Origin of the sequence: Staphylococcus sp. GDY8P198P, assembly GCF_017891615.1 — a bacterium.
GTDB lineage: Bacteria > Bacillota > Bacilli > Staphylococcales > Staphylococcaceae > Staphylococcus > Staphylococcus cohnii.
In genome coordinates this window covers 1-22,302 of the sequence record NZ_JAESJQ010000006.1, presented here as the reverse complement: position 1 = coordinate 22,302, position 22,302 = coordinate 1, and the positions used below count along the sequence as shown (strand labels likewise).

General features: G+C 33.4%; 23 protein-coding genes and 1 pseudogene. 8 read left to right on the top strand and 16 right to left on the bottom strand.

The genetic code is table 11. From position 1 onward, the window contains the following. Window positions 1–12: 12 nt before the first annotated feature. From allD (KA824_RS07050) to allC, 4 genes are all read right to left on the bottom strand, one after another. Entirely contained in the window at window positions 13–1,062 is a 1,050-nt protein-coding gene (gene allD / locus KA824_RS07050; protein ID WP_107385673.1) for an ureidoglycolate dehydrogenase, read from the bottom strand. A gap of 156 nt (window positions 1,063–1,218) precedes the next feature. Beyond that, the gene (gene allD, locus KA824_RS07045; RefSeq protein ID WP_119517680.1) at window positions 1,219–2,250 is read right to left on the bottom strand and encodes an ureidoglycolate dehydrogenase; all 1,032 of its coding nucleotides are present in this window, start codon (window positions 2,248–2,250) and stop codon (window positions 1,219–1,221) included. A 15-nt stretch (window positions 2,251–2,265) separates the two neighbouring features. Continuing rightward, the gene (gene allE, locus KA824_RS07040; RefSeq protein WP_119517679.1) at window positions 2,266–3,054 is read right to left on the bottom strand and encodes a (S)-ureidoglycine aminohydrolase; all 789 of its coding nucleotides are present in this window, start codon (window positions 3,052–3,054) and stop codon (window positions 2,266–2,268) included. A 125-nt stretch (window positions 3,055–3,179) separates the two neighbouring features. After that, on the bottom strand, window positions 3,180–4,412 hold the full coding sequence (gene allC, locus KA824_RS07035; RefSeq protein WP_107383765.1) for an allantoate deiminase: 1,233 nt from the start codon (window positions 4,410–4,412) through the stop codon (window positions 3,180–3,182). A 174-nt stretch (window positions 4,413–4,586) separates the two neighbouring features. Between allC and KA824_RS07030 the strand changes: the two genes are divergently transcribed. The 3 genes from KA824_RS07030 (at window position 4,587) to KA824_RS07020 (ending at window position 7,539) form a co-directional block, all read left to right on the top strand. After that, a complete protein-coding gene (locus KA824_RS07030; RefSeq protein WP_181187400.1) occupies window positions 4,587–5,429 on the top strand; it encodes an alpha/beta hydrolase in 843 nt (280 codons plus the stop codon). Further along, a complete protein-coding gene (locus KA824_RS07025; protein ID WP_181187417.1) occupies window positions 5,429–6,679 on the top strand; it encodes a M20 family metallo-hydrolase in 1,251 nt (416 codons plus the stop codon). Before KA824_RS07030 ends, KA824_RS07025 begins: the two co-directional genes overlap by 1 nt. Before the next feature lie 272 nt (window positions 6,680–6,951). Continuing rightward, a complete protein-coding gene (locus tag KA824_RS07020; protein WP_119517676.1) occupies window positions 6,952–7,539 on the top strand; it encodes a histidine phosphatase family protein in 588 nt (195 codons plus the stop codon). 125 nt (window positions 7,540–7,664) lie between these two features. Here the strand turns inward: KA824_RS07020 and KA824_RS07015 are convergent, their stop codons facing one another. The 5 genes and pseudogenes from KA824_RS07015 to allW form a co-directional block, all read right to left on the bottom strand. After that, a complete protein-coding gene (locus KA824_RS07015; protein WP_107383769.1) occupies window positions 7,665–9,011 on the bottom strand; it encodes an alanine/glycine:cation symporter family protein in 1,347 nt (448 codons plus the stop codon). A gap of 254 nt (window positions 9,012–9,265) precedes the next feature. Continuing rightward, window positions 9,266–9,382 (bottom strand): annotated as a pseudogene (locus tag KA824_RS12875) (transposase); the annotation flags it as partial. An 18-nt stretch (window positions 9,383–9,400) separates the two neighbouring features. Next, entirely contained in the window at window positions 9,401–9,544 is a 144-nt protein-coding gene (locus tag KA824_RS12870; protein ID WP_210140220.1) for a hypothetical protein, read from the bottom strand. A gap of 266 nt (window positions 9,545–9,810) precedes the next feature. Then, window positions 9,811–11,172 carry an allantoinase AllB gene (gene allB / locus KA824_RS07005; protein ID WP_154409609.1) on the bottom strand — a complete coding sequence of 454 codons (1,362 nt, stop codon included), beginning with the start codon at window positions 11,170–11,172 and terminating at the stop codon, window positions 9,811–9,813. Further along, on the bottom strand, window positions 11,162–12,652 hold the full coding sequence (allW, locus tag KA824_RS07000; RefSeq protein ID WP_107385108.1) for an allantoin permease: 1,491 nt from the start codon (window positions 12,650–12,652) through the stop codon (window positions 11,162–11,164). Before allW ends, allB begins: the two co-directional genes overlap by 11 nt. A 317-nt stretch (window positions 12,653–12,969) precedes the next feature. Between allW and KA824_RS06995 the strand changes: the two genes are divergently transcribed. Both KA824_RS06995 and KA824_RS06990 read left to right on the top strand, forming a co-directional pair. Further along, complete coding sequence (locus tag KA824_RS06995; RefSeq protein ID WP_119537844.1) at window positions 12,970–14,589, top strand: PucR family transcriptional regulator; 1,620 nt, start codon at window positions 12,970–12,972, stop codon at window positions 14,587–14,589. A gap of 252 nt (window positions 14,590–14,841) precedes the next feature. Further along, a complete protein-coding gene (locus KA824_RS06990) occupies window positions 14,842–16,275 on the top strand; it encodes an MDR family MFS transporter (RefSeq protein WP_107385110.1) in 1,434 nt (477 codons plus the stop codon). A gap of 580 nt (window positions 16,276–16,855) precedes the next feature. On the opposite strand, the gene cspD is transcribed toward KA824_RS06990, so the two are convergent. Next, complete coding sequence (cspD, locus tag KA824_RS06985) at window positions 16,856–17,056, bottom strand: cold-shock protein CspD (RefSeq protein WP_019469926.1); 201 nt, start codon at window positions 17,054–17,056, stop codon at window positions 16,856–16,858. A gap of 343 nt (window positions 17,057–17,399) precedes the next feature. On the opposite strand from cspD, the gene KA824_RS06980 reads away from it, so the two are divergent. Beyond that, window positions 17,400–17,816 (top strand): YxeA family protein, encoded by a 417-nt coding sequence (locus tag KA824_RS06980; protein ID WP_107383880.1) that lies wholly within the window; start codon window positions 17,400–17,402, stop codon window positions 17,814–17,816. A 148-nt stretch (window positions 17,817–17,964) separates the two neighbouring features. On the opposite strand, the gene KA824_RS06975 is transcribed toward KA824_RS06980, so the two are convergent. The 3 genes from KA824_RS06975 to KA824_RS06965 form a co-directional block, all read right to left on the bottom strand. Further along, window positions 17,965–18,270 (bottom strand): hypothetical protein, encoded by a 306-nt coding sequence (locus tag KA824_RS06975; RefSeq protein WP_107383879.1) that lies wholly within the window; start codon window positions 18,268–18,270, stop codon window positions 17,965–17,967. A gap of 577 nt (window positions 18,271–18,847) precedes the next feature. After that, window positions 18,848–19,009, bottom strand: coding sequence for a hypothetical protein (locus KA824_RS06970; RefSeq protein WP_154409607.1), 162 nt, complete (start codon window positions 19,007–19,009; stop codon window positions 18,848–18,850). A 171-nt stretch (window positions 19,010–19,180) separates the two neighbouring features. Continuing rightward, complete coding sequence (locus KA824_RS06965) at window positions 19,181–19,375, bottom strand: hypothetical protein (protein ID WP_019469922.1); 195 nt, start codon at window positions 19,373–19,375, stop codon at window positions 19,181–19,183. A gap of 189 nt (window positions 19,376–19,564) precedes the next feature. On the opposite strand from KA824_RS06965, the gene KA824_RS06960 reads away from it, so the two are divergent. Beyond that, window positions 19,565–19,777 (top strand): hypothetical protein, encoded by a 213-nt coding sequence (locus KA824_RS06960; RefSeq protein WP_107383878.1) that lies wholly within the window; start codon window positions 19,565–19,567, stop codon window positions 19,775–19,777. 72 nt (window positions 19,778–19,849) lie between these two features. Here KA824_RS06960 and KA824_RS06955 read toward each other — a convergent pair whose 3' ends face one another. Beyond that, window positions 19,850–20,374: a GrpB family protein gene (locus KA824_RS06955; RefSeq protein WP_107383877.1), complete on the bottom strand. Its 525-nt coding sequence runs from the start codon at window positions 20,372–20,374 to the stop codon at window positions 19,850–19,852. A gap of 196 nt (window positions 20,375–20,570) precedes the next feature. On the opposite strand from KA824_RS06955, the gene KA824_RS06950 reads away from it, so the two are divergent. Continuing rightward, the gene (locus KA824_RS06950) at window positions 20,571–20,738 is read left to right on the top strand and encodes a hypothetical protein (RefSeq protein ID WP_181187401.1); all 168 of its coding nucleotides are present in this window, start codon (window positions 20,571–20,573) and stop codon (window positions 20,736–20,738) included. Window positions 20,739–20,818: 80 nt separating this feature from the next. Here KA824_RS06950 and KA824_RS06945 read toward each other — a convergent pair whose 3' ends face one another. After that, window positions 20,819–20,983 (bottom strand): hypothetical protein, encoded by a 165-nt coding sequence (locus tag KA824_RS06945; RefSeq protein WP_181187402.1) that lies wholly within the window; start codon window positions 20,981–20,983, stop codon window positions 20,819–20,821. 323 nt (window positions 20,984–21,306) lie between these two features. Next, the gene (locus KA824_RS06940; RefSeq protein ID WP_107383876.1) at window positions 21,307–21,954 is read right to left on the bottom strand and encodes an LPXTG cell wall anchor domain-containing protein; all 648 of its coding nucleotides are present in this window, start codon (window positions 21,952–21,954) and stop codon (window positions 21,307–21,309) included. Window positions 21,955–22,302: the final 348 nt, after the last annotated feature.

Below are 22,302 nucleotides of genomic sequence, written 5' to 3'. Positions count from 1 at the left end.
ATTCCTCCGTTATTATTCTGCAAATCTATTTTTTCCGTGATAACGATCAAAGTGTACGTCTTCTGACACTAAGTAATCGTAAATTTCATCAACAATTTCAATGCCTTTTTCATCGTATTTTTCACTACGTAAGCGTCCACGTTCACCTGGATAGAATATCTCTCCATATCCTTCAGCAGCTGGTTGAGCTTTCAATTCATCCAACATCGTTGAAATACGTGATTTAAATTGATCTAAGTCTGTAAAGAATGCAGGGTTAATGACAATGTGTAATTGTCCAAGATCACGGCCTTTGGTTAAATCTTTGTACATAGATGAAACATGCACACCATGTGGCACACCTAGCAGACTTCCTGACAAGATATCTACCATCATCATCAAACCGTAACCTTTCGGCCCCGCCACTGGAACAAGTGCATGAACATCTCTAGCATTTGTTGTTGGCTCACCATTTGCATCTACTGCCCATGTATCTGGAATAGATTGATGTTTAGCTCTAGCATCAAGTACTTTCCCCCACGCTTGTACTGTTGTAGCCATATCAAATGTAATGATACGCTCATCATTTGACGGTGCACTAAATGCAATTGGGTTTGTACCGAAATAAGGCTCTGTACCACCAAAAGGTACAACCATTGGATCAGATTGACACATACTTAAACCAACCATATTTGCTTTAGATGCCATTTCCACGAAATAACCTAAGGCACCACTATGAGAAATATGTTTCACACCTACAACCGCCACGCCATTTTTTTTGGCCATTTCAATAGCTTTTTCCATTGCTTGTTTTGCAGCTTGATGTCCAGGGCCATTATCCCCTTCAAAAACACCTGTCGAAGGACCCGTTTGCTCAAATTGATACTCAGGGTTAGCAGTAATACCTCCCTTAGCAATACGTTCCGCATAATATTCTACTCTGACTGCACCATGAGAATGAATACCGCGATGGTCTGCAAAAGTCAAAACATCAGCGACATCCTTTGCAGCATCTTCATTTAATCCAGCTTTAACAAGTTTATTTTTCATTAAATCAAACAAATCATTTTTAGAAACGCGCATATTACAACCTCCTTATTACTATTATTGTGTTTTATTTCACTAAAAAATGTGTTTTCAAGCAGTAAAAAAAGAAGTTACTAAAGACGCACCATGCTAAATGTCGTAAGTCACCATTTATTACATTAAATTATCTCGTTCACTTCTTTTTATTACTTCCTAATATATGTCATTAGATATTAAATAATCATAAATTTCTTGAGCAACTGGAATACCATGCTCTGCATATTGCTTTTTAACTTCTTCTTGAATCTCACCTGGGTAATACACTTGATCAAAACCTTTGGTTGGTTTAACACCGTGTAACTCATCTACCATGTCAGAAACTTGTGTTAAAAACTGTGTTTCATCACCAAAATATGCTGGATTAATCACGATATGAAATTGTCCTAATCTACGATATTGACTTAAATCTTCATACATCGAAGTGACATGCTTACCAAATGGCAAACCTAATAAGCTGCCTGCTAATGTATCTACCATCATCATCAAGCCGTAACCTTTTGGTCCGGCTACAGGTAATAAAGCAGCTACTTCAAAAGGATTTGTAGTAGGTTCACCCTGTTTGTCCACTGCCCATGTATTAGGTATCGATTTGTGTTTTGAGCGTGCATCTAATATTTTCCCCCACGCTTGTACCGTTGTTGCCATATCAAACAATATGGGCTCACCATTTTTTTGTGGTGATGCAAAGGCGATTGGATTCGTACCAAAATAAGGCTCTGTACCACCAAATGGTACGACCATTGGGTCAGATTGGCATACTGTTAATGCAACCATGCCTTGTTTTGCAGCTTGTTCTGCAAAATAACCAATGGCACCACTATGACCCATCTCTTGAATACCTACCATGCCGATACCACTGGATTTTGCTAAATTAATCGCTTCTTCCATCGCTTGATATGCAACATAATGGCCAACAGCATTATCGCCGAAATATGTGCCTGCTGAAGGACCAGTCTTCGTAAATTTCAAATCTGGTTCCAAATTAAAGCCTTTTTTAGCAATTCGTTCTGCATAATACTGCATTCGAACTGAGCCATGTGAATGAATGCCTCGCTCGTCAGCAAATATCATGAGATCTGCTGTTTTTTCAGCTTGCGCGTCAGGTAAACCTGCATGTGTTAATTTCTCTTTAAATAATTGGCGTAGTTTACCACGTTCGACGTATATTAATGCTCCCTCTTCCATGACTAACAACCTTCCTTAAATTTCTATATCTCTATTTGCATCCTTGGAATAGATGTAAGCGAATGGTTCGTCTAAACCAACAGCATAAGTTGCTTGTGGCGCATAAGCACCCATAAAGATGTAATCACCTTTATCAACTGGTTGCCATTCGTTGTCTAAGTTGTACATGCCACGTCCACTTAATACATAAGCCCCATGTTCTTGAACGTGTGTTTCAATATAACCGTGTGAAGCACCTGGTTTAAATGACAAGATATGAATATTCATATCATATGCTAATTCTTTTGGTAGCAAATCAAGAATTTTCACTTCTTCCATGCCTTCGTATGGTTCTTGTACCATATCATTAACATTTCCAGTTACAACTTCTGGCGTATAACCTTCTAAAGGTTGGTAACGTTTTTTATATAAGAACACGCGACTGTCTTTATTTTGGTTGTTATTTTCAAATGTCATTACTTGATGAGATGGTACATATAAATAACCACCTGCGCTCAATTCATATTTTTTATCATCTGCATACGCATTGATGTTTCCGTATTCAACATAGATGAATGTCTGAACACCATCTCCACCAAATCCTTGTCTATTACCACCTTGATTTTTCAATGTTACAAGGTAGTCTACAAAGCGTGCACCAAGTCTCGGTGAACCTAGAATCGTTACGTCACAATCTTCAAAACCAGGTACAACGTTATTTACTAAACCGTCTGGTGTGATGACTGCGTAGTTATCTTTTTTAATTACTGAACGTGTTTCTAATAAACCTTCTCTATATCCTTGATTATGATTAATATAACCCATAAATAAAATGCTCCTTTTCTTTATCTGTATTTAAAATCTTTTATGCTTATCTCTATAAAAAGTTTGTTGAACCATGTTTATTTATATAGCTCAATAATGTTGTTCTAGTTGTCTATGTCCAAGTATTATTCTTTATAAGCAAGTTTATATAATACTTGTTTTAACACTTCTATACCTTTAACTAAATCTTCTACATTTGTCTCTTCTTCAACGTTGTGACTCACACCGTTAATGGATGGTACAAACAACATTGATGTTGGTACATATTTAGCAAAAATTTGAGAATCGTGACCTGCACCAGAAGGCATTAATTTCCACTCTGATTCACCCACTACAGTTTCAGCAGCATTCTGAACTTCTTTAACCAAGCGTTCATCCATCAATGTTGGTGCTTCATCCATCCATAGATCGATGTCACATTGAACGCCCTCTTCTTCAGATACACGTTTAATACATGCATCAATTTCTTCTGCGAATTGATTTAACTCTTCTTGATTAATATGACGACAATCAATAGAGAACGTAACTTCTCCTGGAACCACATTAACTGTATTTGGCACTGGATCTACGCGGCCAAATGTAATGACTAATGGATCCCCTATTTCTCGCGCACGATCTGTTAATTGGTTAGCAATTTTGCTGAAAGCTACAACTGCATCATTTCTCAAGCCCATCGGTGTTGTACCTGCATGGTTTGCTTCACCTTTTAAGTTGATTGTATAACGCTTTTGACCCACGATACCGTTAACGACACCAATTGATTTGTTTTCAGTTTCTAATACTTTACCCTGTTCAATATGCACTTCGATAAATGATTTTATGTAGCTATAATCATTATCTGCTGTTCGATAATCAAAACCACATTCACGCATTGCTTCTTTAAAAGCAACACCCTCACCATCAGCTATTGAATCTACATCAGCTTTATCGGCTAAGTTGAAGAAGTTTTTGCTTCCCCAGAAAGCAAATGGGAAACGGCTACCTTCCTCTTCCGCTAAAGCTAAAATTTCTAATGAACGCAATGGTTGACCATATTCAGCCTTAAGTGACTGCATCGCAACGACAGCTGCTAACACACCAAATTGACCATCTAAATGACCACCTTCAACAACTGTGTCAATATGAGAACCGGACATAATTGTTTCTTCAGGGTATTTGCTACCTTCAATACGTCCTTTCAAGTTGCCGATGCTATCGAATTCTGTTTCAAATCCATCTTTTTCTAGTGTTTCTTTCAACGCTTGAACAGCATTTGACCATTCTTTAGAATAAAGTAGACGCGTAATGCCCCCACCTGCCAAACCGCCAAACGCAGTGAATTTTTTGTCTAGAGCCTCAAAAGAAGATCGGATGTCCATGTAATTCAACTCCTTTTTCATTTCACATACAATTATAAGCGTTTACATATTACTTATCATTCACAATTCTAACAATAATGCACTTTACTTTTATTCGATTTATACAAATACGCGGTATTTTTTATTTGAGATACTATATTTAGCAAAATATATCTAACAGGAGGCTAGGTCATTTTGACTCAACAAAAAGCTACTTGTCTATCAAAAGATGGATTTCCATTACCTTATTCAATGATAAAAGCTAAAAATCAAAACCCCAAAGGCATCATTATATATTTTCATGGTGGTGGGCTAATTTTTGGTCAGCCAAACGATTTACCACAAGATTATATTGATATTTTATCGGAATCATATCATTTAATAATGGTTTCCTATCGACTTGCTCCAGAAAGTCATATTGATACGATTATTGAGGATGCACTTAGTAATTATGATCATTTAAAATCGCTTTATCCTTCGTTACCTTTGATTACTTTTGGACGCTCAGCCGGTTCATTTTTAGCGATGCTTGTCGCACGTCATCATAAAGTTGATGGTATCATTGATTTCTATGGTTATTCCCGTGTACATGTACCTTCATTTTTGAAACCAAATAAGCAATATCAAGCATTATCTACACAAATCACGCCGAAGATATTAAATCAACTTATTCAACCTAAACCACTAACATCTGGGCCATTGCAAACAAGATATCCTATTTACCTATATGCTCGTGGCCAAGCGCATTGGCTATCATATTTAGGCATTGAATCATCAACACAAAGTGCTTATAATATTTCGCCAAAAGAATTGAAATGTTTCCCTCCTATGTTCATTGTACACTGTACAGGAGACCCTGATGTACCTTATAGTGAAAGTGAATATATTGATAGATTAGTTGAAACGAGTCACTTTGAATGTCTAGACCAGAACAGCCATGATTTTGATCGTGAGGTTAGCCCCACTAGTAAAGCAATATATGAACAAGCGATTCAATTCTTGAATCAAATTACACTAAATATTGAAGGGGATAAATGATGAACTTACAAAATGTAATAGAAAATTTTCAAACGTTTAATAATTTTGCCCGAAATCCTAAGAATGGCGGTATTAACCGTATTGCTTTTAGTCATCCAGAACGTGTCGCGGCTTTAAAATTTTCAATGTTATGTCAAAAGGCAGGTCTAGATGTTTACTTTGATTTCTTTGGTAACGTTATCGCACGTAGAGAGGGAAAGCAGCCTTCTTTAAAGCCAATTGTGTTGGGGTCACATATCGATACAGTAAAAGATGGTGGACAATATGATGGTCTTTTAGGTGTCCTTGGTGCACTTGAAGTTGTCGAACATTTAAACGAACATCAAATAGAAACAGATCATCCAATTATTATTATTGCTTTTGCTTGTGAAGAATCTACACGTTTCAACGAAGCAACTTTAGGTAGTAAATATCTTACTGGCAAAATGACAAAAGACGATATGAAATTCATCAAAGATAATGATGGCAACGTACTTTATGATATCGTTGCACCTTTAGCTCAAGATATGAACGGTAAAATAGCATTATTTGAAAGAAACAAAATCAAAGCATTTTTAGAGTTACATATTGAACAGGGGCCTATTCTTGAAAATAATCAAAAGGATATTGGCATCGTCACAGACATTGCTGCACCACACCGTTTCAAGTTACAAATAGCTGGCGTTACAAGTCACTCAGGGTCAACACCTATGCCGATGCGCACAGATGCATTGACTACTGCTGCTGAAATCATTTTAAAAATCGAAGCCTTAGGCCAGGCTTACCATGATAAGGGGATAGTAACGACTGTGGGTTATGCTAACGTTTATCCTAATACAATGAATGCAATCCCTGGTGAGGTCACACTACTCATCGATATTCGAGGTAAAGATGAAGCTATTCGTGAAAAAGTAGTCGAAGAGATAAAAGCACACATCGAAACTATTACAACAAATCGTCAAGCAGATTATGAATTAGAAGATTTAGGTCAGGATCAACCACGTAAATTCAATCAAACAATTGCTGAGATTTCTGAACACAGTTGTAAGACACTAGCATACCAATATCGCTATATGTATAGTGGTGCTGGTCATGATGCTATGAATTTCGCACCCATTTGCCCTACGAGTATGATTTTTATCCCGTGTAAAAATGGCATTAGTCACTCCCCAAAAGAATCTGTAACTGAAAGCCAAATCGAAAAAGGTATTAATGTGATGATAGCAACGACGATTGAATTAGCAAAAGTTGACACAGTATTGGACACATAATGCACATTAGCTTTTGACCAATCAATTGCTATTATGAAGGTGAAACTTTTAGCATAGTCACATCCATTATTATCATTTCATAAGCACTTGCTTTCGGGACCAATGCTTAATGATATGCGTTTTATTATTTAACACCAACATGTGTGTAACTTTCATCTTTAGATAGATGCCAAGTCAAATTATGCAATACTATATGAATCGAAAATTGTTAGCGATATAATAGAGATGTTACTGAATACACATCACTACATCACTGTAAAGGTTGATATATAATGACAAAAATATGCTTTATTAGACATGGAGAAACAGACTGGAATATTGCTGGTAAATTACAGGGTAGAACAGACATCCCACTGAATGAATCTGGCATAAAACAAGCACAATCCTGTGGCGTTTCCTTACTTCAAAATGAATGGGATCTTATTATTACAAGCCCTTTATTAAGAGCTAAAGAAACTGGAAAAATTATTCAACAAAAATTAAACATACCGCTTCATGAAATGACGTCGTTTATTGAAGTTGCATTTGGAGATGCAGAAGGTCTTACTTATTACGAACGAGATGTGCGTTTTCCTAATCGCGATTATCCAAACAAAGAAACTGAAGCAATGGTTACTGAACGTTTTTTAAAGGGGATTCGTACTGTACATCAGAATTACACAAATAAAAATATTTTGATTGTCTCTCATGGTGCTTTAATTAATGCTATATTTCACTATTTTTCTAATGGGACAGTCGGCACAGGTGTTACTAGACTTACTAATGGTAGTTTCAGCACTTTAGAAATTAACAACAACCACACGCATATCCTAGACTATAATACGACACATCACTTACCAGCCCAGAACCCGAAATCATAACTATTTACTAACAAATAAAAGTACCATAACACTCATCCATGATTCATCATACTAAAAGTTAAACTCAATATTTTCCTTTTAGTAATGACAAGTATGAGGTTTGGTACTTTTTATATTCACTAACTTTACTTATAATTTTTAAAGAAATCTGTAGTTAACGATTTCACTTTTGGCGATAACATTATCACTGCGATAACGTTTGGAATCAATACGGCAGCAAGTGCCAAATCAAGCAAGTCCCACAATTGTTGTGCAGCACCTAACGCACCCACTATCATTGAAAGCACATATATTGTTTTCATCACCCAACCTGCCGTAAGTCCAAATAAAAACTCTGCCATTCTCGATCCGTAGAAAATAACTACCACAACGGTCGAAAATACAAAAAACATCATTGAAATAGAGACCATCATACTTCCAAATTGACCAAAAGAATTTTCAAACGCTCTGGCTGTTAGTGCTGCAGACTGCGCTTTCGCATCACCCGCCTTCCAAACACCTGAAACTAAGACCACAAAACCAGTCGTGCTACAAATAATTAACGTATCTACTACGATTTCACTGATACCCCAGAATGCTTGGCGAACTGGATGATCCGTTTTTGCGGCTGCGTGCGCGATAGATGATGTACCGAGACCAGCTTCATTAGAATAAATCCCTCTAGCAAAGCCCCAACGAATTGTGGTAGCTAACGCTGCACCAAATGTACCTCCAACAGCTGCCGTAGGATTAAATGCCTGTTCTACCACTAACCAAATAACGTTAGGCACATGTCCAATATTCATCAAAATGATTAAAAAACCAAAAAAACAGTAAAGACCAACCATGATTGGCACAATTTTTTCAGCAAATGATGCGATACGTTTCACACCACCAAAAACGACGAGCGCAGCAAGAAAAGCTAATATAATGCCAGAAACTGCCATAGGTACATTAAACGTATCTTTCATAGTGCTCGCTGCAGAATGACCTTGAACCATAATACTTGGAATAATTTCAATCATCAATGCAAAGGCAAATATCAAAGAAAAAATTGTACCTAACTTCTTATTTTTAAAACCTTTTTTCATGTAATAAGTCGGGCCGCCCACAAACTCACCTTTTTTATTTTTCTCACGATAGTGGACACCTAAGACATTCTCACTAAATTTTAAAGCCATGCCTAAAAAAGCAATAACCATCATCCAAAATACCGCGCCAGGTCCACCCATCATAATCGCTGTAGGCACCCCAACAATATTAGCTGCACCTACAGTTGAAGATAGTGCAGAAGTCAAAGCCTGACGAGGTGTAATCGTCCCTTCCCCTTTAGGTTTTTTATTAACACTTCCAAATGTTTGTTTGAGCATATAGAAAAAATGACGAAATTGAATAAAATTTAAATAGACTGTCAAAAATACACTTGCAAACAAAAGTAGAAGTACAAGTGGATACCCCCATAACCAATCCGAAAAAGAAATTAATTTTTCCAAATATTACAACCCCTTTGTTTTTAAAGCATCTAACCATCTGTTGTGATAAAAATCTTATGTCTTTAATCACAAAACGCTATAAAAATGAGCTATGTAGACACTAAATAAATGTAATATGTAATATTATTCCCTAGAGTTGCTCACTCAAACCGAGTTTAGAGCTTATGAAAACAAAAAAACTAATCCAGTTAATAAATGGATTAGTTTTTTTGTTTCTTTACAGTATTAACAAACCTTAAATCTTCAGCTATATTCTAAATATAATGGTATGCTACATTTGTTTCTATTTCTTTAATCGTTTGCCTCATTGATTTGATCACAAATAGTCTTTGAACAAGCAATATTTTCACTAAAACAACTGGATCTATTGATGGTCTACCGTTATCAAGTCAATATTTTCCTTCAACAAACTCATATACAAAATTTAAATCTAATACCGCAACAACTTTACGCAATAAATGATTATTAGGAACTAATTCAGAGATAGAAATTATTTCATATTGATCTCTTTTATCAATTGATTTATTCAACATAACAAACACCACTGCTATTTAATTTATATATTATAATATTTTGGCAGTAATGTTATCAGCGGTTTATGCCGACTCCTGCGGGAATAGCACTAGCCGAAGACTACAGGCTAAAGCAATGCCCGCGGAAAGCGTGCATAAAAAAACTGCCAACAAAGTCGGAGACTCTGTCGACAGTCTAGACTAATTCATTTAATAAATGGATTAGTCCTTTTTGATCTTGTTTTTATGTCCCAATATCCTTAACTTCAAGCTTTTTCAAGAAATTTTTAGATAAAGCGTCCAATACGTTTATCTGAAATACCTGCTTCATCACTATAAATTTCTTGCCCTCTTAAAATTGTACGTGTTACTTGGGCACCAATTTCACGCCCAATATATGGACTCATTTTGTTACGATAAGCTAAATCTTCAGCTTTTAATGTATACGGTGCGTCAGGTTTAATAAATACGAAGTCAGCATCTTTACCAATTGCAATACTGCCTTTTGTATCTAAGCCAAAGCGTTTAGCAGGTGCTGTCGCAATAATGTCAGCAAATTTTGTTAATGACATTTGGCGTTTTTGAACACCTTCATCGAATAAAATATCTACGTTGTTTTGTAATCCAGCGATACCTCCCCATGCTTCAAATGCATTGTCAGTATCTTTTAAGTCTGGCGTACAAGGTGAATGATCAGATGTTACAAAACTAATATCACCGTTTAATACACGATCCCACATTCCTTCTAAGCGAGATTGTTCACGGATTGGTGGAGAACATTTAACAACTGGTCCAATGTCATCTAATTCTTCTTTGTAGAAGTACAAGTAGTGTGTACATGTCTCACAAGTAATGTCTACGCCTTCTTGTTGTGCTTTGATGACTTCATCAACGCCTTCTTCACAAGCCACGTGTACGATGTGCACACGACAACCCGTTTCTTTAGCAAATAAAATAATTTTGCGAATTGGTTCAACTTCTGTAAATACTGGACGACTATCCACGTAAGCGCTTAATGTCGTTTCACCATTTTCTTTTGCGATTTCACCTAATCGATCAGTGATTGTCGCATTTTCAGAATGAATTGATAAAATTTTACCAGTCTTAGCAATTTGCTTCATACCTTCATATAATGAATAATCGTCAACATTTTCAAAGTCACCTTCGATAGAACGGTCACCACAAGTAGCTAAGAAAGCTTTATAAGCCACAACACCCGCTTCATCTAATTCTTGAATACCGCCGTTTAAGTTATATGGTACTAAACCACCATAACTTGCGACATCCACTGATAATTCATCTTTCCCAGCGTCAAATTTAGCTTGGATAGACGCTTTGTCAGTTGTAGCTGGAACTTGGTTTAATGGCATTTCCACAAATGAAGTTACGCCACCTTTAGCAGCAGCATTTGTTCCTGTAACATAACCTTCCCAACCGTCACGATAACCACCACCTGGTTCAGTAATATGCACATGTGCATCCACCATTCCAGGTGAAACAATTTGATTTTGTGCGTCAATGACTTGCTCAGCCTCTACCAATGTTTGACCAATTGCGGCAATTTTACCGTTTTTAACACCAACTTCAACTTGTTGCTCCCCATCTTCTAAAATGACTAAACCATTTTTAATAATCAAATCATACTTCATTATATTCTGCTCCTCCTTTTTTACTTTTATCTGCATGGAATACATAATGTAAAATTAAGTAAACACCACCGGCAATGATAAAGCCTATAAACCAAGAAAAGTCTGATATCACTGTGAATGCTGGTAAAAAGCCTAATATTGAAACAATGACACCAGCAATCGTTCCGATGTATGCAGAAACATTAATACGTGGTATTTTTTGTTCTTTATCTTTTAAGTCAAAATACAACTTATCTATATCAATGTGACATTTAGACACAATATAGAAATGAACAATCATTACACCTGCTACCGGGCCAAGTATAGCACCAATCGCGTTTAGGAATAAGAAAATACTGTCCTCCTCTTCCATCATCTTCCACGGCATAATGACTACACTCAATACTGAGGCAATAATTACACCGCGACGGTAATTAATCCATTTGGGTAAAAGTGCAGTGAGTTGATATGCTGCTGGAATGATATTACTTGTCGCATTTGTAGAAATCGTCGTCATCAATAACACACCAGTAGATATCAGAATCGCCCAGAAGTTGCTCCACTCATTAATAATTGTTAAGATGTTCCATTCTTGATGCCCGAGATAAATCGAACCACCAATAATGATAAACACACTCGCAATCGCGAATAAAATGTGCGCAACAACGATACCTGAAATTTGACCAATCACCTGTGTTTTAGTAGATTTTGCGTTTTGTGTAAAATCAGAGACACTTGCACCTGGCCCTGCCCACACGCCTAAAAGCGAGTTGAATATTAAAATAAAGGATAAAATCGCTGGGTAAATGATACCATTTGATTTTGTAGAAATTTCATAATTTAATATATTTCCAACGCCACCAGCAGCCATAACGCCCCAGATAGCCATACCACCAAATACAATATAAATAAGTGGATTTAATATAGCTGTGAATTTATTTAAAATATCGCCACCGCCAAATCCAATCGCAAAACTAATAGCCCAAAATATTAAAAATGCAATGAGACCTGGAACAGAGATACCAAGTATTGATATACCTTGTCCAATGTCAGCAAAGCCTGGGAATATTTTATTTAATAATATTAATAATGCTTGTGATCCAGCAAATGTTTGTAGACCAAACCAAGCAATACCTGCTACAACACCACGTAGGATACCAGGTAGCTTCGCTCCTACATCACCATATGTATGACGTAATTGCATGGCAAATGGAATACCATATTTCGAGCCAGCATAACCATTACCTACCAATAATAAAGCGATTACAAAAGAACTTAATATTAATGCAAATATTACTTGTAATGGCGATAGTCCTATTAATAAAAATCCCCCAACTGCAGTATAGTTAGGTATATTATGTACAGCGCCCATCCATAGTGTAAAAAAGTTGAATGCGGAGTTATTTCTTTGTGCCGGTGTCTTTGGCATTATATCTTTATTATAACCGCGCTTTTCGAAAACCGCTTGTGATAATGCCGCATTGTTTTCCTGTCTTCCCATTCTATTTATATCTCCTTTACTTTAATAAGCTAATAACTAAATGTATAATCCTCAGTTATAAGTGTAGTATGAGTGTAAGCGTTTTTCTTTGTTATTAATGACATTTCTATACGATAAAATTATAGGAATCGGACAAAATAAGTGTATAATTAACGATATACATTAAATTTTTTGAGCACTTTGAACAATCGTTATCACAAATCGACAAAAACACTACTTTTTAAGATAAATACAGACAAATAGAATTTATTATTATATATATTTTTATGCATTTTCATAACGAGTGATTGTGTAAATTAGAAGCGGAGGACATAATTATGACTACTCTAAACGAAATTTTATCCGTTCCCCAATTTAAAGGCTTAAAATTATTAAACAGCAACGGAGATTTATCAGCAGAAGTGACAAATTTGGACATTACTGAGAATAATGATATTAAGCATTTCACTTCAAATAATTCATTTATCTTAACAACTGGTGTCTTATTTCAAGATAATCAAGATAACTTGAAAAAGTTAATTAAAGATTTGAATGATATACACACTGCTGGACTTGGCATCAAAGTTTCAAGATTTTTACATGAAATCAATCAAGATGTCATTGATTTTGCGGATGCTATTGAATTCCCTTTAATTGAAATACCAGAAAGTTGGAATCTAGGTGAAATTACACATGAGATTTCTTCATTTATTTCAGATTCTGAAACAGGAAAGCTAAATTACGCATTACAAGTACAACAAGAATTAAACCAATTATTAATCAAAGGTTTCAGTATTGATACAATGATTGATCGCATGAGCAAGTTACTAGGCGTACCTATCATCCTATTTGACCCATTCAAGGCACCTGAAGCATACAGTCGTCATTATAGACAAGGTAATGCCTTAATGACTGAACACACCAAATATTTCATGAACCATTATCAAGATGCGCTAACATATGATAAAAATAACCTCGTCTTTGAAAATAAAGACCATGTAATCTTCAAAGTATTAGGCTACACATACTTCCCTTACTATTTAATGGTTTCTCAAGTTAATAAGCTTTCCTATCCATTTAGCTTATTAACACTGGAACAAGTAGTCAGTGTGTTGAGTTTCGCCTTATACAAAAACACCAAAATACAAGAGGCCGAAGAAAATGATATTAATCGATTTTTCGAATCATTGGTCAATAATCAAAATGATCAAACCCTTTCGATTAAAAAGCATGCTGATTTATTAAGACAATATTATATTTATCCTTCTGACTATTATCAAATTATCATTTGCGGTATTGATACTAAAAATAATTTAGAAAATAGTTATTACCTAAATGAACGGCACCATCTCACATTCCTTTGGTTAAAGCATAAATTAACTGATATTGATTCTTATATAAGTGTTTATAAATTACCTAGTAACAATCGTTTTGCGATACTCATCCAAAATCGTCACGAATATTACTTTGAATACCTTAAAAAAATACAGCAAAGTTATAGCGAGTACTTTGATGATACGATTTCATTTGGCATTGGAAATGAAGTAACAGAATTCACACAGTTACCATCTTCCTTTTTTGAAGCAAATGAAGCCTTTGAAAATGAATTGTTAAATAACGCAAAAGCATTTATCTCACAATATCATTCCAAAGATATCCAAGAATTATTACAGCTTATCCCTCAAGAAAAGTTATTACCTTTCGTTAAACATACTTTGGGCCCGCTGAGTTATCCAAAACAAAAAAAAGATTTAGAATTAAAACAAACTTTAAAAGTGTACATGGATAATCAATGCGATATAACTAAAACGGCAGATAAAATATTTATACACAGAAATACAGTGAAATATAGAATCAATAAATGTAGTAATATGATTGGCACAAATATTGAAGATCCTGTTCATTCTTTAAATATACGTATTGCTTTATATGTATCTGAAATGATTAGTTTCGATTAAGTGCTCAATCTATTTCAAAAAGCTACGTTGTTTGCATGGTTGTGCAAGCAGCGTAGCTTTTTCATTAATTGAACAACACTGACTTGTGCCACCTTTAAAACGATGTATTCCGACCTATATCATCTATCCATTATTTTTTTCTAGAAATCCTTTGTAAAAAATATTAATTTTTTAAACCGAATGGTTTGCTTTGCTAACTTAAAATAATTAAAATTTATCGATGGGATGTTATAAAAAGGAGATGCGTTTATAATGTCGGAGAATGTTATATCTAATAAAAAAAGAAATACGATTATATTAGTTATGCTAAGTAGTGCTTTTGTAGCAATGCTAAATCAAACATTGCTTAATACCGCACTACCAGCAATTATTACGGGATTAGAAATAACTGATACAACTGCTCAATGGTTAATTACAGGTTTTATGTTAGTGAATGGCATCATGATTCCACTAACAGCCTTTCTCATGGATCGATTTCATACAAGACCACTCTATATTTTTTCTATGAGTGCGTTCCTAATTGGTTCGATCATCGCAGCACTTTCGCCTACATTTGGCTTACTCATGTTTGCACGTGTGATTCAAGCTATTGGCGCAGGTATACTCTTACCGCTTATGCAATTCACTGTTTTCACACTGTTCCCTTCTGAGAAACGTGGATTTGCAATGGGACTTACCGGTATAGTAGCACAATCAGCACCAGCAATCGGACCAACCTTAACTGGGTTTTTAATTGATACATTTAGCTGGCGAGCACCATTTATTGTGGTAGCTTTTATTGCGATTATCGCATTTATTGTAGGTGCGATATTTGTAGAAAGTAATAACGAAACCAAACATACACAATTAGACAAAACCTCTGTTATATATTCAACATTAGGCTTTGGTTTAATGCTTTACGGCTTTAGTAGCGCAGGCAACTTAGGTTTCACATCACCAATCGTTATTATTTCACTTATTGTGGGAATCTTAATTGTTACCATTTTCGTAACAAGACAAATTAGAATCGATAATCCGCTATTAAATATGCGCGTATTTACAAATCGTACATTTTCACTATCTGCATTTGCATCTATGGTATTATTTATCGGAATTGTAGGCCCAGCATTATTGATTCCAATTTATGTCCAATCAGGCTTAGGTCTATCTGCAATTCTGTCAGGTCTTGTTATCTTACCAGGTGCAGTAGTCAACGCATTCATGTCCGTCTATACAGGGAAAATATATGATAAATATGGCTTGAAAGTATTGGCGATTCCTGGATTTGTACTGTTAATTTTTATGACAATACTACATTGTTTCTTAACATCAGAAACGCCTTATTGGTATATTGTCATCATTTACGCAATAAGAATGTTTGCTGTAGCATTGATTATAATGCCACTGAATACAATTGGTATTAACGCATTAGAAAGCAAAAATATTTCACACGGTACTGCGATTATTAACTCTTTAAGAATTATTGCAGGCGCGATTGGTACCGCCATTATGATTACAATTATGGCAATTGTTCGTACAAATTATGTTCCAAGTGAAAATCAATCCAAAACAGACATTGCACAACAAGCGACCGTACAAGGTGTTGACGCAGCATTTGCATTCACTACGCTTTTATTAATTATTGGTTTTATATTAACACTACTGATAAAAACAAAAAATAAAGCGGAAAATACGCGTGAAGTATAATATTAAATCTATTTAAGTGAAAGTAGCAACGCTTCAACAACTTGAACGGTGTAAAGAACATACTAAGATTAGCTATGAAGAAATCTATGGCGATAGATTTCTTCATAGCTATTTTATTATTCAATATTTCGTATTGTTGGCTCACTTTCTTAGGGGACAGCTTCAGTCTATAGTCTTCAGCTTGTCCTGTTCCCTCAAGCGTCTCGCCAAAATACAACGTATTCATATGTAATTTCTCATTGAAGCACTTTAAAACAAGGCTCTATTTCAACCCAAAATGATGTTAAAAATTATTCTACATGCATACACCCAAAATTAATTTTTATGTTGCTGTTAGTGGCTATTACCATTCTTTTATAAGCTTAGCTTCAAATGATGTATTAATGCTAAACAACCTTTCACAGGTCGTTAATATTTTATTGGTAATAAAAAACAAAAAAATAGGTGCAAATCCCGAGTCATAACTAGCAAGCTGACTTTGAATTTGCACCTTTAAAAGTGAATACACACATATAATTTCAATTATTGATTTTAAGACAAATAAAAAAAGACGAGCGTTGCTCGTCTTTTTTATGCGTTATTATAATTTAATAACGTTAGCTGCTTGAGGTCCGCGATCGCCTTCAACGATTTCGAATTCAACAGCTTGTCCTTCTTCTAATGATTTGTAGCCGTCTTGGTTAATTGCTGAGAAGTGTACGAATACATCGTTTCCGCCTTCTACTTCGATAAAACCAAAACCTTTTTCTGAGTTAAACCATTTAACTGTACCGTTATTCATAATAAAAATCCTCCAAGTGCTTTTGCACAAAAATTTGTAATCTGTCTAAAAAATCAAAAGGAGTAAATTCAAAAGAATAAAACTACAAATCAATTTCACGAACTAAATTACTTAATACCTAGTATAACGAATAATTCGACTTTTGTATACCCCTATTTTCAAAAAAATATATTTTGCACTTTATTTTTAGTAATATAATCCATTGGTGAATATATATCATTTAATCACATTTGAAAAAATGACAAAATCGTTATATTAAAATGCTTTTTTGTAACTTAAAAATATAGCAAACGAATCAAATAACTTTTACATTATAGATAGTTACTTTAAGGAGGTAATAAATATGAACAGATTAATAAAAGTACTTCTAAGCATCTTTATTATCATTATCATTGTTCTTATCGGCCTTTTTGGCTGGAAAGTTTACGCAGAAAAAAACTCAGACAATACTGATATCGTTAGTTTTGCCAAATTAAACCCACTCATTACTAATGAAACATATTACGTAAAAACTCAAAAGCCAACAAAAGTTGAGCACAATAAAGATGATAATGGAGAAGCCTTTGTCACATATAATTATAAGCAAGATGGATATAATAAAAAAGGTGAAAAAAAACACTTAGATTTCAATGGTTTTGGTGAAAAACCCTTAAAAACAGATTATTTCTTAAAATTAGATACCGAACTTGGTCATGTACAAAGTTATGAAGAAGTAGCTAAAAATAAAGTACCCAAAAAAGCATTAAATCAACTTCAATAATCACCTGATTATTTAAAATAATCCACTTAATAACAATGTTATTTTAATGTGCTAATAATATAATAAACGCGCAAGTTAGAAATATTTATTTGCAAAATATAACTTTCTAACTTGCGCGCTTTGTTTGTAATGATTCTGCAACTACGACTTAGTTATTCATTCTTTTGACTATTTCATGCTTAATAATCATTAATGCTTGGCTGTACTTAGAACTTGTATTTTCTTGAGTGTTAATAATCAAAATGTCTACTAAATCATCATTATTCATTTGAACTAATTCTTGTCGAAATTGATCAATATTTTCTACTAATCTCTTATGGTTGGGCTGATATTTATCTATAACATAATACTGGTCAGCACCAAGTCCACCCTCTTCAATCATTTTAGAAATTTCATCTGAACGCATTTCATCAGTTCTATCTATTTTTATATCTTTATTGTAATTATTAACCATTCTGATCCCCCATTTCATTCACCAAATCCATCTCAAATTAAGACTACATGCTAACAAGTTAACTTTTTGACACTAAACTTAATACAATAAATCAAGTCGTACCACCTACAATAAAATAAAATTACTCCAAAAGTTATATATTACATCTATACCCTGAAATTATATTTTAAACTTTGATTTAGATAATTCTTATTTATACTTATAATTTAATAAAACGATATAGAAAATCGATAATATGACACCGATTTTCTATATCGCCTCTAAAAACACCGAAACCATATACCTCATCCCCTTATAATGAATCTCTTTTATATCTATCCTTTTAAAAATTTTTCAAAACATTTCATTATTTTATACTATTATAATGCATTATATTCTTTGGGTATAAGATGATATTGACTAACAGTGCATTATTTCATATTGAATTGACTATGCATGAAACAGATTCATAAGTTTTGAGAGCAATATCACAACAATAGCATCCATAAATATAAAAATCGCTGAATGATAAAGTAAAGACTGAGACAACATTTGCCTCAGTCTTTAATACTTCTAATATTTTCTATCATTTAAACGCTCATAATCGCTTTTTTGCTTCGATGCCAATCCATATATTTGTTACTAAACCGACAACACCCATAACTAATGACGGTATCAAAGCATGATTACTAGTATAAAACGTTACTAAAAACATAAGTAAACCAGTTATAATACTGATTAATATAGATGAAAGTTTCATTGGATTGCTCCCTTTTCGCTATATTAATTTACATTATTCCTATACTGAAATTCATTTAAAAAGAAATAAAAACAGTCTGTTGTAGAGTTTTAAAAAATTTGACGTCACAAATACAATAACTTTTTATTTATAAAATATGGAAAATTCCACTTAAGCACATCTTAGAATTTTTCAACTCAATATGTATGCAATCACAAATAATATAATCGAAATAATGAGTGACATTAACCAAAACGGAGAACTCACTAAATCTTTATACGCTTGATCTGGTGCATTACGCATTTTCAACCGAATAAATTTGATTCCTAAATACAACGCTTCAACAAAATTAACGATTAAAACAATGCTCAACAATATAATAGCCATGGTTCGCCCTCCAAGATATCATCTGATTTATTCCACATCGTACCACAAGTTTTTTAAAGAATAAATATTGAAGTAAATTTTAATTTTTATTACAACCTAAAAACATATGTGTTATTTTATAATTAACATTGTATATGGTTATTTTTTTAAAATTCTATGGATTAAATATCATAAAGTTGGAGGGGTAATGTGCAACTATTTTTACTTACCCTTTTGGGTATTATTTTTGTTTTTGTATATGCTTCAAATTCAACAATACTTTTACATATCAAGCTTATTAAACGGGCTGAAAATGAGGGCACGGCAGCAATGAATGGTAAACAATGCCGCTTTATGTGGTGTTTGTTTGCAGTTATGGCAACAGGCTTTTATCTACTATTACTCAATTCAAATTTGTTTTAATAAATTTGAATTGAGTAATAATCAAAATAAGATGAAAGATTTAATTATTATGTAAATAAGACAGTAGGTAGCCTATCCATCCTGATTCTTTTGATACCACTTTAATGCTTGATGCTCTATGCGTTTGATAAAAGGCGATTTGCCATTTGAATACGCACTTCTATTATTTGAATACTTGTTAGCGAGTGTGATTTTTAAATTTTCATATTCTTTCGCAATAGCTTTATTAGCATTTAAATAATCTCTAAACGCTAAATGTCTATCAATATTTTCATAGTTATCAAATTGAAATATATGGACATGATAAGTTCTAGTATCCGCGCCTTTTATATAAAACCTTCTACCACTGATACCACTTTCTCCTTGAGGTTCATAGCCTAATTGTCGCATCGCATTATTGTAACGATCCATAAACATTATGTTTTTTACGACTACCATGATATCAATAACAGGCTTAGCATAAATATCTTTTATAGCTGTACTGCCAATGTGATGCATTTCTATGATTTCTTTACCAACTACTTTTAACAATAGATCTTTTTCTTTAACAAATTGCGCTTCCCATTTTTCATAATCTTTTTTTAATATAATTTCCATCGTTCAATTTCCTACTTTCTTTTATCCTCATTACTATTAAAAAGTGACATAAAATTCATCTCAACTAAAACATTTTAAAATAAGGTGACTTTTTACCATAAATGAGAAATGATATAGTTGAATTAAAACTCGAACTGTAAAAAGTATGTTTCTAAAATACTGTATAATATAATAAAAATAGTAAAGGAGTCATCATATGAAATTTGTAAATTTAACAGCTATGACAGAAAAAGGCTTAAACAAGAAAGTTAATGAATTCTTAGAAGAAAATCCTTATATCGAAATCATTAAATTTGATTACCAATTAGGATATAGCAACTGTGGCGTAGGTATTCTTTACAATAAAGTTAAGTCTCAGTCCTAAGTTTAAAATCAAAGGAAATATGTTGAGACTTCTATATAACATTACTTATTTGTTCATTTACAAACTTAATTCACGAATGACTAATAAAATAATTGTAAAACGGTCATAATTATAGTTAACAAACAAGCTAATAACATAACATTTTGAGCTTTATGAGTGCCCTGATTTCCATTTTTGTATTCTTTCATTACAAATAGCCAAGAAAGAATAACTAAAATCCCTAAAATAATGCCAACCGTTTTCATTTTACCTCTCCTAAAATGTACTGTATAACTTATTATTATTCGCTCAAGTTCAAAAGATACTTCGACTTATATTTTTATAATATCATACATTTTAAAACGTGAATTGTTTGTAAATAATCCAACTTATTGTAATTGAAAATACCCCAATTCAACTATACTTGTAATAAAAACAAAAGCTGAAACATAATAATGTTTCAGCTTTGAATATCTTATGGAAAGTAAATGCTTGTGACTTCATCCACATCATAATATTTAAATTTTTGTTAATCTTATTCAGAATGACATCACTGTAAGATTACGACAATAGCAATACCTAAAATGTCTTATTTTTGAAAAACTTTAAAATTAACACGTTTACATAATAATAAACTACCCACAATCAATGAGATACTCGCTAAAAAAATGATTAGTGTTCTATTATCTGAAGTCATGCCTGTATTAGGTAATTCTTTTATTGCATTGTGATTAACGCTATTTTTTGAATTTTTTACTTCAGTCTCAAATTTTGAGAAATCATTATTTTTTGAAATATCTAAGTTCTGATTTTTATTAAACCGATCACTTTCTCCTCCTGGGTTTTTAGAGTTTAATACACCTTCATCTTTTAATTTTTCATTTACTGCATTATTGTGCAATGACGTCTCACTATTAGATTTATGATTAAATTCTTTCGTAGCATCTTCTAATTCTTTCGGCTCTTCAACCTCTGCTATATCCTTGTGCGGAAACACATTTGGTTCTGTAAAACTTCCATCCTTATGCAAAATACCATGAGGAATTTTCTTCGTACCATCCTTTAACTCTATCGGTTTTTCAACCTCTGCTATATCTTTGTGCGGAAACACATTTGGTTCTGTAAAGCTTCCATCCTTATGCAAAATACCATGAGGAATCTCTTCACCATTTACCTCTTGACTGCTAAATTGTACAATTGTCATTAATAAAGCTGTAGATAATAGTAACTTTTTCATTTCGAAACTTCCTTTCTAAGCAAGTTATTGTAATATTTTGACATCTTTAATGTTAAAATATCCTATCCATTTATTATTTGAATCATATAATGATAAGTACTTTTGCCCATTTGGATGATTATACTTATATTTTGCGTGATATACATTTCCAATTTTTAAATTTTTTACGCTTCGTTTACTATTAAAATCTAAATCGTTCCATACACAAATTTTATTTTTCGATATAGAGACCTTTTTATTATACTTATCGCCTGTTAACTTATTTTTTACATCCTTTGAATCATTTTTATTTAAGTATCCTATCCATTTATCTTTTGAATCATATAATGTATCTTATCAAGAGTAAAT